Raw genomic sequence first — 16,075 nt, 5'->3', positions numbered from 1 at the left:
CAGGCCCCGCCGCCCTGATGAACTCGATTGAACGCAGTCGGGAAGAACCCGTTTGACGAACTACGTTGAGACCAGGACCCAGCGGGCCACCCCAACCACCCTTGACATCAACCAGTTACGAAGGTGTCTGTTCACGACACGCCGCGCACTTTCAGCAATTCGTGCACGCTCGTCGGGGTGGAAAGCGATACCGCAGCACCCAGACACCTCGCCGAGCTTGGGCCTTCCATCGGGTGAACCATTTCGCAAGAATGCGGACTGGCCAGGAAAGCCGCGATGCTTCGGGAGCCTGAGCGCCGAACTGTTCCTCGACGAAGGCGAGACTGGGGTCGAGCCGCTCGAGATCGCGTGGGTCATCAAAGCCGTATCCTCGGAAGCTTCTGTCTATCCCGACGGACCGCAACACGCCCAACGATCCCATCAGGCGTGCGGTGATCCGGGAGTAGGCCACCAGCGCCAGTTCGCCGCCCGCGGTGAAGTGAGCGGTGAGCGCGCGCAAAATCTGCCGGTTGTCGGCCTCGGTGAAGAAACCGAGCACCCCGTCGGCGACGGCGATGACAGGGCGGTCCGATGGGATGTTGTCCAACCAGTGTTTGCCGGTGAGCGAGGCGGCGACAGGATGCGACCGGTCGAGTTCCGGTATTACCTGCCGGCGCAGCGCGATGACATCTGGGAGATCCACGTCGTACCAGTCGACACTGTCGGGTGGGGCGATGCGGTGCATTCGCGTTTCCAACCCACAGCCGAGTTCTATCACGACCGCATCCGGGTGGTCGGTGATGAACGTCGTAACCAGGCGGTCCAGCATCTTGCTGCGGACGGCGGTGGCGATCTCGATGGTTTCCGACAGTTTGACGGTACCGCCGGAGGGGCCGAGCCGATTGAGCACCTCAACGGCCAACTCATCACCGAGTAACGGGTTTTTCTTGCGGGCGTCGGCTGCGCGCCCGGCCAGCGTGACCATCAGCGTCTTCTCGAGCGGCGTGAGCTCGTCGATTGTCGGTGTCATCTCGTGTCTTCCTTCGAGTCGCGGTATTGGACGATGGCATCGGTCATTTGTGTCGCGGCGTCCGACGTCGCGAATTCGCCCATGGCGGCGTACAACTCGACCATGGCCAATCCGATCCGCGTTGAGTCCGTGCCTTCCAGCGAACTGCCCATCTGTCTGGCCAGCTGGTCGTGGAGCAGCAGGACACCCGAATGCATGGCGCACATGACCGCTGCAGCGTCGCGCGCCAGCCGCGAGCCGGGCGGGAAGCGCTCCGGCCAAGTGTGGGTGAGGAACTCTTGTGCCCCCGCCGCCAGCTCGTCCAGCACCGCAGCCGCGGCCGGACCACCGTCGACGGCCGCTCTTGCGAGATAGCGGATCAGGAGCGGACTGGCCTCGAAGAGGTCCGCTATGAACTGGCGGTTGGTGATTTCACCGGTCAGAGCCCCTTGCGCGGTGCGCCGACGGAAGATTTCCACGACCGCGGCGTCGCAGGCCTCACGCAGTTTGTCCTTGGTGCCGAAATGGTGCTGCACCAATCCAGGGGAAACGCCTGCCTGCTCGGCGATGCTCTTGATGGTGGCGCCCCTGATCCCCCTCTCGGCGAACTGGACGAGGGCGGCGTCCCGAATGCGTGCCCGTGCGGTGAGGTCTTCCGGGGATCGTGGACCGGGAACGAATGCTGTACCCATGTATTGGATACTATATGAGCATATTGTATACGCTATGTTTGTATCGTATTCGGGACCCGCATCCTGCGCCACCCGCCTCGTTCGGCGGCGGCACTCGCCCTGCAGATAGATCTCCCCAAGACGAATCCAGCTAGGCTCCGGCGATGGACGCCGAGTTGGAGCGCTGGAAGGCCGCGGGCCACTACTTCGATTACCTGGGCTTCGAGATCTTCTACCGAATCGACGGCCCGCCGCTGGGTGAGGCGCCGACGCTGCTGGCCATTCATGGCTATCCGTTCAACTCGTCGGACTGGTCACTGATGTGGCCGACGCTGACCGATCGCTTCACCGTCATCGCACCGGACATGATCGGCATGGGCTTCTCGGCGAAACCGGTCGCCTACGAATACTCGGTGCTCGATCACGCCGATGTCCACGAGGCGCTGCTGGAGCACCTGAACGTCGGGCAATGTCACGTGCTGGCGCATGACCTCGGTGACTCGGTCGGCCAAGAACTCTTGGCCCGCAGCGAGTTCGGCCAGCAGTCGTACGGGTCGGTGCGTTATCAGTCGATCACCTGGCTCAACGGTGGGTTGTTCAACGAGGCCTACACTCCGCGCACCATGCAGAAGCTCATGTCAGGAACTCCGTTGGGCGACTTGATGAGTCCGCTGCAGGGACGCAGTTCGCTGTCGCGCAAGATTTTCGAGCGAACGCTCGACGAACTGTTCGGACCGAAGACGAAGCCACCGCGCGAGCTGATGGACCGCTTCCATCAGATTCTCGAATACAACGACGGTAAGCGCGTGCTGCACAAGGTCGGTCGATTCCTGGGCGACCGGTACACACATCGCAACCGGTGGGTGCGTGCCATGCGCCGAACCATGGTGCCGATGCGCCTGATCGACGGACCCGTCGACCCGAACTCCGGGGCACACATGGCGCGTCGGTACGCCGAAGTGATCCCCGGCGCCGACGTGGTGATGCTCGCCGACGACATCGGACACTGGCCACAACTCGAGGCTCCCGAAGAAGTGTTGCGCCACTTCCTGGTTCACGTCGAGAAGGTGACCACCTAGCGTCCGGGCAACTCCTGTTCGGCAAGCGCAGCGTCGGCCTTAGTCAGCGCCTCAGCCAGCGGAGGCACCGTCAACTCGCGTTGCCATGGCCGCGCGCCCGCGTCGCGCAGAAAGGCCTCGATCACGTTCACCCTGTCGTCGACGGGCTCCCAGTCCCAACACAACCGGCGCACGGTTTCGGGGGAGAGTAGATTCTCGGTGGGCACTGAAACCCGTTGCGACACATCGGTGAGCGCGGCGCGCACCGCATCCAGTCGGGCGGCGGCTTCGGGTTTGCGCCTGGCCCACCGGGACGCGGGGGGAGGACCGTTCGGCGGCTCCTGCGATGTCGGCAGGTCCTGCGTGGTGCGGGCCCGGGCGAGCGCGTCCAGCCACACCTTGGCGCTGCGGCGCTGCCGGTTGCCGCCGAATATCGGTAGCGCCGTCAACTTTTCAACGGTGTGGGGGTCGGTGGTGGCGGCGTTGATGATGGCCGAGTCGGGCAGGATCCGGCCTGGCGCGATGTCGCGGCGCTGCGCGATGTGGTCACGGGTGGTCCACAGTTCGCGCACGGCGGCCAGCGCGCGGGCGTCGCGGATCTTGTGGATGCCCGACGTGCGTCGCCAGCGGTCCCGACGGGTCGGTGCCGCCTCGAACTTCCTGAGGTGCTCGAATTCCTGTGCCGCCCATTCGGTCTTGCCTTGTTCCCCGAGTACCGCGGCGACCGCGTCGCGCAGGTCGACGAGCACCTCCACATCGAGAGCGGCGTAGTTGAGCCATTCGTCGGGAAGCGGCCGCTTGGACCAATCGGCGGCGCCGTGGCCCTTCATGAGCTGCAGGCCCAGCAGCCGCTGCACCATAGCCGCGAGGTTGACCTTGTCGTATCCGGCGAGTCGGCCCGCCAACTCCGTGTCGTACAAGCGGACCGGACGGATGCCGAGTTCGGCCAGACACGGCAGATCTTGGTCGGCGGCGTGCAGCACCCATTCGTCGGTGGCCAGCACCTCTGCCACGGGCGCCAGCGCATCGACGGGATCGGCGCCGTGGCTCACTGGGTCGATCAACACGGTGCCGGCGCCGTCGCGTCGGATCTGGACGAGGTAGGCACGGTTGGAGTAGCGGAACCCCGAGGCGCGCTCGGCGTCGACCGCGAACGGGCCGTGGCCGGACGCCAGCAACTCGGCGGCCTTGCGGATCTCACTGACACTGGTCGACAGCGCGGGAACGCCGTCGCGGGGCACTAGCAGCGGCGTCGCCTCCGGCTCGGCCTCTTCGGGCGCGGCTGCCTCCGGGAGGGCCTCGTCGGGATCGGGCATCGTCAAGCGCGGGTGCGGGAGCCGAGGTCGGTGACGCCCTGCGGCGGCAGCCCTGCGGCATGCTCGAGCACCTCACAGAACGCCTCGACGTGCGGGCCCAAATCCAGCGTCGTCGCCGTCCATGAGGCACGCAGTTCCAACTGGTGGGCCCGGGGCGGGCCGGAGATGTCGCCGTAGCGCACCGACGTGGTGGCGGTGACGGTGCCGCCAAGGGCGGTGACGTGCTCCGCGCGCTCCGCAAGGGCGTCGACGAGCCAGCTCCACGCGACCTCGGGCAGCAGCGGGTCGACGGCTTCGCTGGAGTCCAGATCGGCCTGGATGTAAGCGACCAGGCGCATGGTGCCGTCCCAGGCGTCGGCGCCCTCGGGATCGTGCAGCAGGATCAGGCGGCCGAATGCGTCACCCTCCGAGCGCTCCGGCACGATCGCCGTTTCGGGATGGCGGACCTCTGCGCCCAGCGCATAGCTGAACGGCGCCAGCCGCTGCGGCGGACGGATCGGGCCGAGCTCGATCTCCGGGCGGACGGTGGTGGCATTCATCGCCGCCACCGCTTCACGGAACTGAGCCGGTTCGGCGGTGGTCACGACGTTTGACGCTAGACCATTCGAGCAGGTCTGTGCGCGTGGCGCGCCGATCTTGTTGGGCACCGATCCGGTCGAGGCGAAACGGGCGCCGCCCGGTCCGCATGGCAGCATTGACAGCGATGAACACACGCCGTGAGCTGCCCGACTCCGCCTATCTGGCCGCCGCCCGCGGCCGCAAACCCGGCCGCGTGCCGGTGTGGTTCATGCGGCAGGCGGGCCGTTCGCTGCCCGAGTACCGCGCACTGCGAGCAAAGAACACGATGATGCAGGCCTGCTTCGACGCCGAGCTGATCACCGAGATCACCCTGCAGCCGATCCGCAGGCACGGCGTCGACGCCGCGATCCTGTTCTCCGACATCGTGGTGCCGTTGCGGGCCTCGGGCATCGACCTCGACATCGTTCCCGACGTCGGCCCGGTGATCGAGCACCCGATTCGCACTGCCGCCGACATCGCGGAGATGAGACCGCTGGAGCGGGAGCAGGTCGCGCCGGTCGCTCAGGCCGTCGCGACGCTGGTGTCCGAACTCGGTGACGTGCCGCTGATCGGGTTCGCGGGCGCGCCCTTCACTCTGGCTTCCTATCTGGTCGAGGGCGGACCGAGCCGTAATCACGAACGCACCAAGGCGATGATGCTCGGGGAACCCGAGACGTGGCACGCGCTGATGACCGCGCTGACCGAGGTGACGATCGCGTTCCTGCAGGTTCAGGTGGACGCGGGTGTCGATGCGATCCAGGTGTTCGACTCATGGGCGGGGACGCTGTCGCTGGCCGACTACCGCAGCTACGTACTGCCGCACAGCACCCGGGTGTTCGCGACGCTGGCCGCCGCCGGAGTGCCGATGACCCACTTCGGTGTCGGTACCGCCGAACTGCTGGGCGCGATGTCGGAGGCGGCCTCCGGACACGGCGCCCCGGCGGTGGTCGGGGTCGACTGGCGCACGTCGCTGTCCGACGCCGCCGCCCGAGTGGTCCCGGGGACGGCGTTGCAGGGCAACCTGGACCCGGTGGTGCTGCTGGCCGGCCTGCCGGTGGCCGAACGCGCCGCGCGTGCGGTCGTCGACGACGGCAGGCGGGCGATCGATGCGGGCGCCGCAGGGCATGTGTTCAACCTCGGGCACGGCGTGCTCCCGGCCACCGATCCCGAGGTGATCACTGAAGTGGTGGCGCTGGTGCATTCGCTGTGAGTACGGCGTATTGCGTTGTTGGCGGAGGGATCTCAGGTCTCGTCGCCGCGTATCGCCTGCGCGTGGCGGCAGGTCCCGACGCGTCGATCACGCTGTTCGACCCCGCCGACCGGCTCGGCGGCGTATTGCGCACCGAGCGGATCGGCGGCCAACCGATGGACGTGGGCGCGGAGGCGTTCGTCGCGCGTCGACCCGAAGTCCCTGCCTTGCTGGCCGAGCTGGGCCTGGCGAACCGCCAGATCGGCACCACCGGCGCGCGCCCGCTGATCTACAGCCAGGCAAGGCTGCATCCGCTGCCCACCGGCACGCTGCAGGGGATACCGGCGAAACCGTCGGCACTGGCGGGGCTGGTGGACGAGGCGACGATCGCCTGGATGCACGGTGAACCCAATCGCCCGTTCTCGTGGCGCCCAGGCGCCGACCCGTCTGTTGCCGAGCTGGTCGGCGACCGGTTCGGTGAGCAGGTGATCACCCGTTCGGTCGAACCCCTGCTGGCCGGTGTCTACGCAGGCAATGCGGCGACGATCGGGGTTCGTTCGGCGGTGCCGACGTTGGCTGTGGCCCTTGACCGCGGCGCGAGAAACCTCACCGAGGCTGTTCGGGACGCGGCGCCGCCGCCGGTCACCGGGTCGGTCTTCGGCGCGGTCGACGGCGGCTACCGGGTGCTGATCGACGAGCTCGTCCGGCGCGCCGGCGCACAGTGGCAGCAGGTCACCGTCGAAGGGCTGCACCGCGGCGCGCGGGGGTGGGAACTCGTCGACGACGAGGGCGCCCGCTACCACGCCGACGCGGTCGTGCTCGCCGTGCCTGCGCCCCGGCTGGCGCGGCTGGTCGCGGAGGTCGCTCCCCGAAGTGCGGCCGCGGCTGGGCGCATCCCGGTGGCGTCGACGGCGTTGGTGGCGTTGGCGTTGCCGGGCGGTACGCCGTTACCGCAGCAGTCCGGCGTGTTGGTGGCAAGCGGTGAACGACTGCGGTCGAAGGCGGTCACGCTGACATCGCGCAAATGGGGCCAGCGGGGCAGCGTCGAGTTGGTCCGGCTCTCCTTCGGGCGGTTCGGCGACAACCTGGCCCGCAGCGTGGGCGACGAGGAACTGCTCATGTGGGCGGCCGAGGATCTCGCCACGCTCTTCGGTGTCAGGACCGAGCCCGTCGACTACCACGTGCAGCGGTGGATCGACGCGATGCCGCAGTACGGGCCCGGTCACGGCGCGCTGGTCGCCGAGTTGCGCTCGGGACTGCCGCCGACGATCGCGGTCGCAGGCGGCTATCTGGACGGCATCGGCGTACCGGCGTGTGTGTCGGCGGCCACCAGGGCGGTGGCGTCGCTGGTCACCACGCGCGTGGCACGATAGAGCCATGGCCAAGCTCGACTACGACACGCTCAACTCGACCCTTCGCTACCTGATGTTCTCGGTGTTCGCCGTGCGGCCCGGGGAACTGGGAGAGGAGCGTGGCGCGGTCGTCGACGAGACCGCGACGTTCCTCAAGCAGCAGGAGGAGCGCGGCGTCGTGGTGCGCGGCCTGTACGACATCGCGGGTATGCGCGCCGACGCCGACTTCATGATCTGGACACACGCCGACAACGTCGAGGCGCTGCAGGCCACCTACGCCGACTTCCGGCGCACCACCGCCTTGGGTCGCGCCAGCAATCCGGTGTGGAGCAACGTCGCATTGCACCGTCCCGCGGAGTTCAACAAGAGCCACATTCCGGCGTTCCTGGCGGGCGAGGAGCCGGGGAACTACATCTGCGTGTATCCCTTCGTGCGGTCGCTGGACTGGTATCTGCTGCCCGACGAGGAGCGCCGCCGCATGCTTTCCGAACACGGCATGGCGGCGCGCGGCTACAAGGACGTGCGAGCCAACACCGTCCCGGCGTTCGCGTTGGGCGACTACGAGTGGATCCTGGCGTTCGAGGCGCCGGAACTGCACCGCATCGTCGACCTGATGCGTGATCTGCGTGCCACGGATGCGCGGCGGCATGTCCGCGAGGAGACGCCGTTCTTCACCGGTCCGCGGATCAGCGCGGAGCAGTTGGTCGATCGCCTGCCGTAATCGGCGGGGCTCGGTCATCATTGACCGATGAGGACACAGGTGCTGCTATGTGCGGCGATGTCGATCGGGGCGTTGGCGGCGGCGCCGATGGGGTTGGCGCAGGCTCCAGACAGCGAGAAGTGCGCGCCGCGGTTCGGTCAGGTCATCGACATCACGGCCGGTGACATCGACTGCATCACCGCGTCGGACTACGCCAGGCAGTACGACCCGAACGGCGACAAATACCAGGTCATCGGCCCGTTTACCTGTTACTCCGGTAACGCGATGACGGCGCCGCTGCTGTTCCAGTGCGTCGCCGATACCGAGGACCGGGCCGAGTTCGCCGTCTACCCGGCGTAGCTCTTTGCGCCGTCGCGCCGAAATGGCATTCCAGCAGAACTTTTTCGAGTAAAGCCCTGCTGGAATGCGACTTCGCGTCAGGACGTCGGCTTGAGCCGCAGCGAGATCGAGTTGATGCAGTAGCGCTGGTCGGTCGGGGTGGGGTAGCCCTCGCCCTCGAAGACGTGGCCAAGGTGGCTGTGGCAGTTGGCGCAGAGCACCTCGACGCGGTGCATCCCGAGAGAGTCGTCGGTGCGCAGGATGACGGCGTCGGAGTCGGCGGGGTCGAAGAACGACGGCCAGCCGCAATGGGATTCGAACTTCTCGCTACTGCGGAACAGCTCGGCGCCGCAGGCGCGGCACGCGTAGACGCCCTCGGTCTTGGTGTCGGTGTACTCGCCGGTGAACGGGCGCTCGGTGCCGGCCTCGCGCAGGACGTGGAACTCCTCGGGGCTCAGCTTCTTGCGCCACTCGTCATCGGTCAGCTGAAGTTTGGGGGCCGGTGTGGTCATGCCTCCACGCTAGCGATTTTCTGCGCGACGCACCCGCTCCTCGGCGTAGGCGAACGCGGCGGCCTCGTCGTCGACGTCGAACTCGCACATGTGGGTGGCGCGTCCGTCGCGAAACTCGCCCACGATGAGCCGGGTCCACGCGTATCGTTCGCCGTCACGCCCCATGGCCTCGCGCTCGTGACGAGTCACCGCCACTGTGGGTGACACCCAATGTTCCGCCGAGTGCCACGACCGCACCCAGGCGACCATTGCACACAAGTCCTCGTAGCTTGCGCGGAGTTCGGCGGCCGAGCGGTCGGGAAAGCCCGAGCTGGATCGGCTCAGCGCATGCATGTCCGGATCCGTCAGCTCGCCGAACACCCGATCCCAGTTTCGTTGGTTCAGAGCCATCAGAAACTCGGCGGTGTGCGCTGTGCCCGCGGCGACGGCCGCTCCTTCGCCGGCGCAGTACCGCCGCGTGAGTTCGCGGTAGGCGCTTTCGAAGTCGTCCTCGTCGAAGCGGCCGTGATACACGATTCGCCCGACGTCATCGACCTCTTGGACCATCAGGTAGCACGCCTCGAAGCCATCCTCGTTCGACCACCGCACCAAGCCGAGGTGCAGAGATTCTCCGCGTACCGCCAGCGTGCGGCCTTCGAACGACGTGTAATCATTCAGCAGCCGCTCAAGGGCGGTGCGTGTATCTCCGAGTGGATTACCCTGCAAGCGCCGCCGATCGTCGTAAACGAGCGGATAGGCGAATAGCGCTGTAGCGGCATCAATATCCCGTGCTTGCAGGGTCTTCCACTGGGAATCGAAAGTCTTTGTCGCGCGATTGGTCAACGACAGCCCACTGGCCGTCGCGTGGACGAGTTCGTCGGCGTAGGCGAATGCCGCGTCTTCATCGTCGATTTCGAACAAAGAGACCGAGAGGAACTTCCCGCCCTGGATTTCGGCAACATCAATATGCGTCCATGCATACCGCTCGTCGTCCGGTCCGACGACGGTCTGCTCGAAACGAGCCACGACCACCGCTGGCGACAGCCAACAGGCGGCGCCGTGCCACACCCGCAGCGAGGACGCCATGGCGAATAGTTCGTCGTAAGTCGCGCGAAAGTCAGCGACCGAGCGGTCGCCGAAGACCGATCGCGACCGGTCAACGAGTCGAAACTCTTCGGCAGCGAGCCTGTCGAAGACTCCGTTGATGTCGCCGTTCATGAAGCCGAGCGGGTACGCCGCAAGTGTCGTCTCTGCCTCTGCGACCGCCGCGCCCTCGCCTATGCAGTAGCGGCGCTCGAATTCACGGTAGGCGCTCTCGAAATCGTCGTCGCCGAATCGGCCGTAATAGCAGACGAGGCCGTCCTCGTCGATTTCGATGACGTGCAGGTACTGCGTCTCGAATCCGGCGTCGTCCGCCCATCGTGTTCGCGACAGCTGCAGCGAATCACCCCGAACCGCCAGGGTCTCACCCTCGAAGATCGAGTACTGCGCAAGGATTTCCTCACACGCAGTTCGAACGTCGACTGGAGGGCTGCCCGCCATCGCCCATCGATCGTCGTAGACATACGAATCGGCGAACGAAGCGGCGGCGCGATCCGCGTCACCGGCTTCCATCGCCGCTCGCACCGAATGCCAAATTCGGCTGGCTCTGTTGGTGACGGCCAGCCGGCTGGCGGACGCGTCCAACAGCTCCTCGGCGTGAGCGAACGCCGCCGCCTCGTCGTACAACTCGAACTGGCACATCGATCGAATTCGACCGTCGCGGACCTCTCCCACCAGAATTCGTGTCCAGGAATACAACTCGCCATCGTGACCGATGCCTTCGCGTTCGTGGCGGACGACCCCGACCTCCGGCGACAGGTAACGCTCGACCGCGATCCACGAGCGATTCGAGGCAACCATCGAACTGAGTTGTTCCAAGCTGGCGCGCAGATCGCCTGCCGACCGGTCCGCGAATGCTGAGCTTGACTTGTTGTGTGCGCGCAGCTCGGGGCTGGCGAGCTGTCCGAAAGCCAGGTCGAAGTCTCCTTTGTCGGTAGCACGCATGAATTCGTCTACCAGAGACGCCGATTCGGCGATCGCGGCGCCCTCGGCGGCCCAATACCGACGGCCGAGTTCGCGGTAGGCACCTTCGAAATCGTCTTCATCGAACCGGCCGTGGTAGACGACGCGCCATTCATCGTCGACCTCGTGGACATTCAGACTGACCGTTTCGTTCCCGGCGTCATCCCACCAGCGACTCCAGCGGAGCTCCAGTCGGTCACCGCGGACCGCCAGGGTGCGCCATTCGGAGTGCGGGTACTGCTCGTTGATGCGCGCGGCGGCGGCACGCAATCCACTGGGGCCCTGGAACGGGTTGCCGCTCAACCGTCGCCGGTCGTCGTATCTAAACCGATCCGAGAACAACGCCATCGCGCTGTCAACATGACCGGCCGTCCCTTGGCGCCAGGCGTTGTCGACCCGCTCACTGGCCCGGTTCGTGACAGCGAGTCGGCTGGTGGTGGCGCGTACCCGTTCCTCGGCGTAAGCGAACGCTGCATCTTCGTCCTCGAGGTCGAAGCGACAGATCAAGACGACGCGGCCCGCGTGCCACTCAGTTACGTGAAGCCATGTCCACGAGTAACTTTCCTGGTCCTGTCCAATCGCCTCGCGTTCGAACCGCACAACGGCGCAATTCGGTGACAGCCAGTGCACCACTGAGAACCACGTTCGCGACGATAGAACCCTCGAATGCAGATCTTCGTAACTAGCGCGAAGGTTTTCGAGGGTACGGTCCGGAAACGGTGAACTTGACCTGTTCTCCACGCGCATGTCCGCGGCGAACAGCTCGCCGAATACTCGGTCGAAGTCTCCGTGGTCCAGCGCGATCGAATACTCCGCCGATATGGCACCCGCTTCGGCGAACGCGGCGCCTTCACCTGCGTAGTAGCGCCGTTCGAGTTCGCGGTAGGCACTTTCGAAGTCATCCTCGTCGAACCGTCCGTGATAGACGGTGAGCCCGTCGTCGTCGACTTCTTGAAGGTGGAGGCCGCCCATCTCGTTGCCCGCATCGTCCCACCAACGGCTCGACCGCAGTTCCAGTCGCTCGCCGCGGACCGCCAGAGTGCGCCACTCGCAGTAGGGATACTGCTCGAAGATGCGCCTTGAAGCCGCGCGCAGCTCCGCGAGACCCTCAATCGGGTCACCGCTCAACTGCCGCCGATCGTCATATACCAACTGATCTGATGATCGGGCAACGCCGCCGCCGAAATCCCCCGCCAGCAGTGCCCGCCATCCGAGTTCGGCCTCCTCGCTTGCTCTATTTGAGATCCTGAGCCGGCTGGTGGCGGCCCCAACCCGTTCCTCGGCGTAAGCGAACGCCGCATCCTCGTCGTCGAGGTCGAACCGACACGCGGAGGCGACCCGGCCGCCGCGAATCTCGCAGACGTCAAGCCATGTCCACGAATATGGCTCGCCGTCGCGGTCAGTTGCCTCGCGCTCGAAGTGGAAGATCGCCACTGTCGGCGACAGCCAGCACACGGCGGCCTCCCAGGACCGGGACGAACGTACCGCGGCGTCGAAGTCCTCAAAGGAACGTCTGACATCCGTTGCGGTGCGGTGGCCGAAGACAGAGCTCGACCGGTTCGCGAGGCGATAGGAGGGGGAGGTGAGCTCTCCGATCAATCGGTCGTAGTCATGTTGATTGAGCGCGGCGATCCATTCGGTCGTGACAGCACCCGCCTCGGCGAACTCCGCGCCCTCGCCGGTGTAGTACCGGCGTTCCAGTTCGCGGTAAGCGTTGTCGAAGTCGTCCTCGTCGAAACGAATGCGATATTCGATACGCCCGTCTGCGCCGGTCTCGTTCACGTAGAGCGCGATCGACATATTTCCGTGGTCGTCTGTCCAGCGACTCCAGAGAAGATGCAACCGTTCCCCGCGGACCGCGAGCACGCGATGCTCGAAATGTGTGAACTGTTCCGAAACTCTAGTGACCGCTGTTCGCATGGCGTCGATGCCGACTACGGGGTCACCACTGAGCCGGCGCCGGTCGTCATAGACGAACCCCTCCGAGAACCAGTCGAGGGCACCCTCGACGTCACGTGCCTCAGTCGCTCTAATGAACGCCGGCAAGTAGGCACATGACTCATTAGTCACCGCAAGCCGACTCGTCGTCGGCGGCTGCTTCTCGGCGTCGGGCAACCCTGTCCGGGTGGGCTCCTTCGGTGGTGAGATTGCAGGCGTCGACGCGTGGCCAACCGAGGTCGCCACTTCCTTTGCGGTGTACAGCGCCTGGGCCTCGCAGCGAGCGGCATCAGCTCCGCTGATATTCCCAGCGGCGTCTAGCACACGGCTCAACGCGAGGCAGGCCTCGGCGTGGTCGAGCACGATGTCTGTCCCGCCCGCGACCGCAACCGCGTCCTGAGCCGTCGCGACCGCCTGATCATGCTGGCCCCGCGCCGAGAGGATCTCGGCCCGCACCGCGCGCCAGGCGATCGCCGTCTTGAGGTTATGGCCCGCGAGGCGCTCGCTCTCTGCTGCGTACTGGTCGGCCTCTTCGATGCGGCCCTGCGCAAGAACGGATCTCGCCAATAGGGCGGCGGCTTGCCCCGCGTCGGCGCCGACGCCCAACGCGTCGAGCCCTTGTAGAGCCGTCCGAAAGTGGGGCTCCGCCGCGACGGGGTCACCACTCATCAACTCGATGATCCCGGCGAACAGCTCCGTTTCCATCAGGCCGTGCCGCAGGCCGAGGTCGGCCACTATCTGGCGAGCCTCGCCAAGCATCTTGCGCGCCTTGTCGGGGCGGCCGCGCAGCAGTTCCAGGACGGCCAGATGCCGCAACGACGTCGCCTCGAGCGAGGGCGCGGCGGTCGTCATCCGCTGCATTCGCACCACGTCAAGACAACGGCCGCCGGCCTTCGGTACCGGGCTCGGCCCCCACAGCGCCGCACCCGGCGCCGCCCCCAACGCCGCGGTGATCTGCCGGTGGTCTCCACTCTGGCGCGCCGCGATCAACGCCTCGAACAGGTCGAGTTCACCATCGCCGACCCGGCCCAGACGCAGCCGTGCGCTCGCTCGCACGCGATGCGCCTTGGCCAGTCCGGCGGGGTCGGCGCGGTGGGCGAACTCATCGATGGCACCCTGCAGGCGGCTGTCGTAGTCCAGTAACCGCTCCGGGTCCGTATATACGCCGAATTGGCACCGGTAGCACGTCGCCCATGGCGCCAAGCCTTCGCCCGCAATGCGTTCGAGCTCGTCGACGAGCCCCGCTCCGGCGACGACGTCGCCCGCGGACAGAAACGCTTCGCAGCCTGTCAGTAGGAGCTCGGCGCGCACCGCGTCGTCTGCCGCCGCGAGATCCGCACCCCGCGCCGCCTGGGTGCCCGCCGAGATCAACTCGTCGCGGTCGAGCGAACGCCGCGCGGACGTCGAGTAATGGCGCGCGGCAAGCAAAGCCAGATCGTTCGTGTGCTCGGTGAATTCGCCTAGTTCGCGTCGATAGGTGTGAGCGGCTTCCAAATGTCGTGCGATCATCTCGTCGGCTTCGAACGCGACGCTGGGTCCGCCCGCCTCGATCCAGTCGGCCAGTCGTTCGTGCAGTTCCGCGCGGTCCGACTTCAACAGTCGCCGGTAGGCGACGTCGCGGATGAGCACGTGATGGAATCCCCACACAGCCTCGTCGCCGACGTAGGTGCCCGTGGGCTGAGCGAGTTCGAGACGACGAAGTCGGTTGAGCGACACCTTGATTGCATCCGCCTGACCGCCGGCGAGCGCGCGCACCATATCGACCGAGAAGTCGCTACCCACCACCGAGGCGATCTCGAGTACGCGGCGGTCGACGGGGTCGAGACGTTCCAGTCGCGACGCGAGCAGGGCGTGAATCGTCGGTGGGATGGTGATGGCGTCGACGTCGATCGTGAGTTCCCAGCCGGTCGGCTGCTCTACGAGAACGCCGTCGTGCGCGAGCATTCCGACGAATTCCCTTACGAACAGGGGATTGCCGCCGGTGGACGACGGCAGCCGATGTAGCAGTTCGGCGGGCAGCTCGGTGGCCCCCAAGACCTTGGCGGCGAGTTCCGCGGTCGCGCCGGCGTCAAGGCCGTCGAGGTGTATGGTGTCGGCGACCCAACGGCTCGCGGCGACGAGATCGGGACGAATCTCGCGCAGCTCAGGTCGTGCCAGCGCAAGCACGAGTACTGGCACTTCTTTGATCCACTCGACGAGGTGCTCGATGAAGTCGAGTAGGAGGCTGTCGGCCCACTGGATGTCGTCGAGCACGAACACGACCCGACCGCTTCCCGCCAGCACTTCGATGAATCTGCGAAGTGCCCAGAAGTTTTCCTCGACCGAGCCGGGTACGCCGGTGGCCAGACCGTGAAGGTCACGCAACAGACGATCCCGCTCCGATACTTCCGCTGGTATGTCGGTTTCGAGATCGCGGGCACGCAGCATCTCGACGATCGGTGCAAGCGCAACGGCCCCGTCGACCGCACATCGAGACTGGATTACATGCGTATTAGTCTGGGCAGCAATGAATTCCGCTGCCAGTCGGCTCTTGCCGACGCCTGGGTCGCCGATGACGGTCATCAGTCGGGCTGCACGCGCCGCAATCGCGTCGTCCAGCAGTCTCTGAAGCCGCCGCACTTCCTGCGATCGACCGACGAACGGAGCGGCGTCCGCCGCGTCTGGCTGCAGTCCGAGCCACTGGTACACCGCGACCGGAGCGCTACGGCCTTTCACCTGCACCCGGCCGAGCGACTCGTAGCCGTATCGACTTCGCGTCGCCCGCCAGGTCTCCTCGCCGACCACGATTTGGCCACGAGGGCATTCGGCTTCGAGGCGGGCGCCGACGTTCAGGGCGTCACCCACCAGGTCGGCGTCGCCCGCCCCGACGACAACTTCACCCGTGTTGACGGCGACTCGCAACGCCAGTTCGGTCCCGTGAGCCTTGGCGACCTGGGCAGCCAAGTCGACGAATCGTTCCTGCAGTTCGACGGCAGCGTCGACGGCGCTGACGGCGTCCTCGGGTCCGATCTCGGGAACACCCCAGACGGCCATGAACCCGTCCCCAATGTACTTGGTCGTACCCGCCTGGTGCCGCTGTGCGGTCGACCGCAGCAGGTCGTGATAGCGGCCGATCACGTCGCGGGCGGTCTCCGCGTCGACCTGTTCCTCGAACGTGGTGGATCCGGCCAGATCGGCGAACATCACTGTCACCGTTTTACGTGCCGGACCCGCAACGGGCACGTCCGCCGCTACGGCCGCCTGTCCCTCCAGTGGCGTGCCACAGCCGCGGCAGAACCGTGCGGTCGCCTTCGCTCCCAGCCCACATGTCGCGCACACCCGCGCCAGCGATGCGCCGCAGCCCTCACAGAAGCGCGCGTCCTCTTCGTTCGTCGTCCCGCAGGAGGCGCAGGCGCGCCGGCTCTCAGCCAT

The 16,075-nt window shown here is 66.4% G+C and carries 11 protein-coding genes; 5 read left to right on the top strand and 6 right to left on the bottom strand.

Annotated features, from left to right (window positions below):
* Positions 1–151: 151 nt before the first annotated feature.
* Together AAHH99_RS22685 and AAHH99_RS22680 are read right to left on the bottom strand one after the other, a co-directional pair.
* Positions 152–1,009, bottom strand: coding sequence for a class I SAM-dependent methyltransferase (locus tag AAHH99_RS22685; protein WP_418770709.1), 858 nt, complete (start codon positions 1,007–1,009; stop codon positions 152–154).
* The gene (locus AAHH99_RS22680) at positions 1,006–1,680 is read right to left on the bottom strand and encodes a TetR/AcrR family transcriptional regulator (RefSeq protein WP_418770708.1); all 675 of its coding nucleotides are present in this window, start codon (positions 1,678–1,680) and stop codon (positions 1,006–1,008) included. The genes AAHH99_RS22685 and AAHH99_RS22680 overlap by 4 nt, the downstream gene beginning before the upstream one ends.
* A gap of 143 nt (positions 1,681–1,823) precedes the next feature.
* Here AAHH99_RS22680 and AAHH99_RS22675 point away from each other — a divergent pair, with 143 nt between their 5' ends.
* A complete protein-coding gene (locus AAHH99_RS22675; protein ID WP_418770707.1) occupies positions 1,824–2,738 on the top strand; it encodes an alpha/beta fold hydrolase in 915 nt (304 codons plus the stop codon).
* Here the strand turns inward: AAHH99_RS22675 and AAHH99_RS22670 are convergent.
* On the bottom strand, positions 2,735–4,033 hold the full coding sequence (locus AAHH99_RS22670; RefSeq protein ID WP_418770706.1) for an HRDC domain-containing protein: 1,299 nt from the start codon (positions 4,031–4,033) through the stop codon (positions 2,735–2,737). The genes AAHH99_RS22675 and AAHH99_RS22670 overlap by 4 nt on opposite strands.
* A 2-nt stretch (positions 4,034–4,035) precedes the next feature.
* Entirely contained in the window at positions 4,036–4,572 is a 537-nt protein-coding gene (locus tag AAHH99_RS22665; protein WP_240630794.1) for a DUF3000 domain-containing protein, read from the bottom strand.
* Between the two features lie 164 nt (positions 4,573–4,736).
* Between AAHH99_RS22665 and hemE the strand changes: the two genes are divergently transcribed.
* From hemE to AAHH99_RS22645, 4 genes are read left to right on the top strand one after another with little or no spacing between them, the layout of a single operon-like run.
* Entirely contained in the window at positions 4,737–5,801 is a 1,065-nt protein-coding gene (hemE, locus tag AAHH99_RS22660; RefSeq protein WP_418770705.1) for a uroporphyrinogen decarboxylase, read from the top strand.
* Positions 5,798–7,153: a protoporphyrinogen oxidase gene (locus AAHH99_RS22655; protein WP_418770704.1), complete on the top strand. Its 1,356-nt coding sequence runs from the start codon at positions 5,798–5,800 to the stop codon at positions 7,151–7,153. The genes hemE and AAHH99_RS22655 overlap by 4 nt, the downstream gene beginning before the upstream one ends.
* A gap of 4 nt (positions 7,154–7,157) precedes the next feature.
* Positions 7,158–7,853, top strand: a complete 696-nt coding sequence (gene hemQ, locus AAHH99_RS22650; protein WP_418770703.1) for a hydrogen peroxide-dependent heme synthase — start codon at positions 7,158–7,160, stop codon at positions 7,851–7,853.
* A gap of 27 nt (positions 7,854–7,880) precedes the next feature.
* Entirely contained in the window at positions 7,881–8,192 is a 312-nt protein-coding gene (locus tag AAHH99_RS22645; protein WP_418770702.1) for a hypothetical protein, read from the top strand.
* Between the two features lie 77 nt (positions 8,193–8,269).
* On the opposite strand, the gene msrB is transcribed toward AAHH99_RS22645, so the two are convergent.
* Complete coding sequence (gene msrB / locus AAHH99_RS22640) at positions 8,270–8,683, bottom strand: peptide-methionine (R)-S-oxide reductase MsrB (protein ID WP_418770701.1); 414 nt, start codon at positions 8,681–8,683, stop codon at positions 8,270–8,272.
* Between the two features lie 9 nt (positions 8,684–8,692).
* A complete protein-coding gene (locus AAHH99_RS22635) occupies positions 8,693–16,075 on the bottom strand; it encodes an AAA family ATPase (protein WP_418770700.1) in 7,383 nt (2,460 codons plus the stop codon).

This window comes from Mycobacterium neumannii, from assembly GCF_048452905.1.
GTDB classification, from domain to species: Bacteria; Actinomycetota; Actinomycetes; order Mycobacteriales; family Mycobacteriaceae; genus Mycobacterium; species Mycobacterium neumannii_B.
The sequence above is the reverse complement of the archived record's forward strand: the minus strand, read 5'-3'. Positions and strand labels throughout refer to the sequence as shown.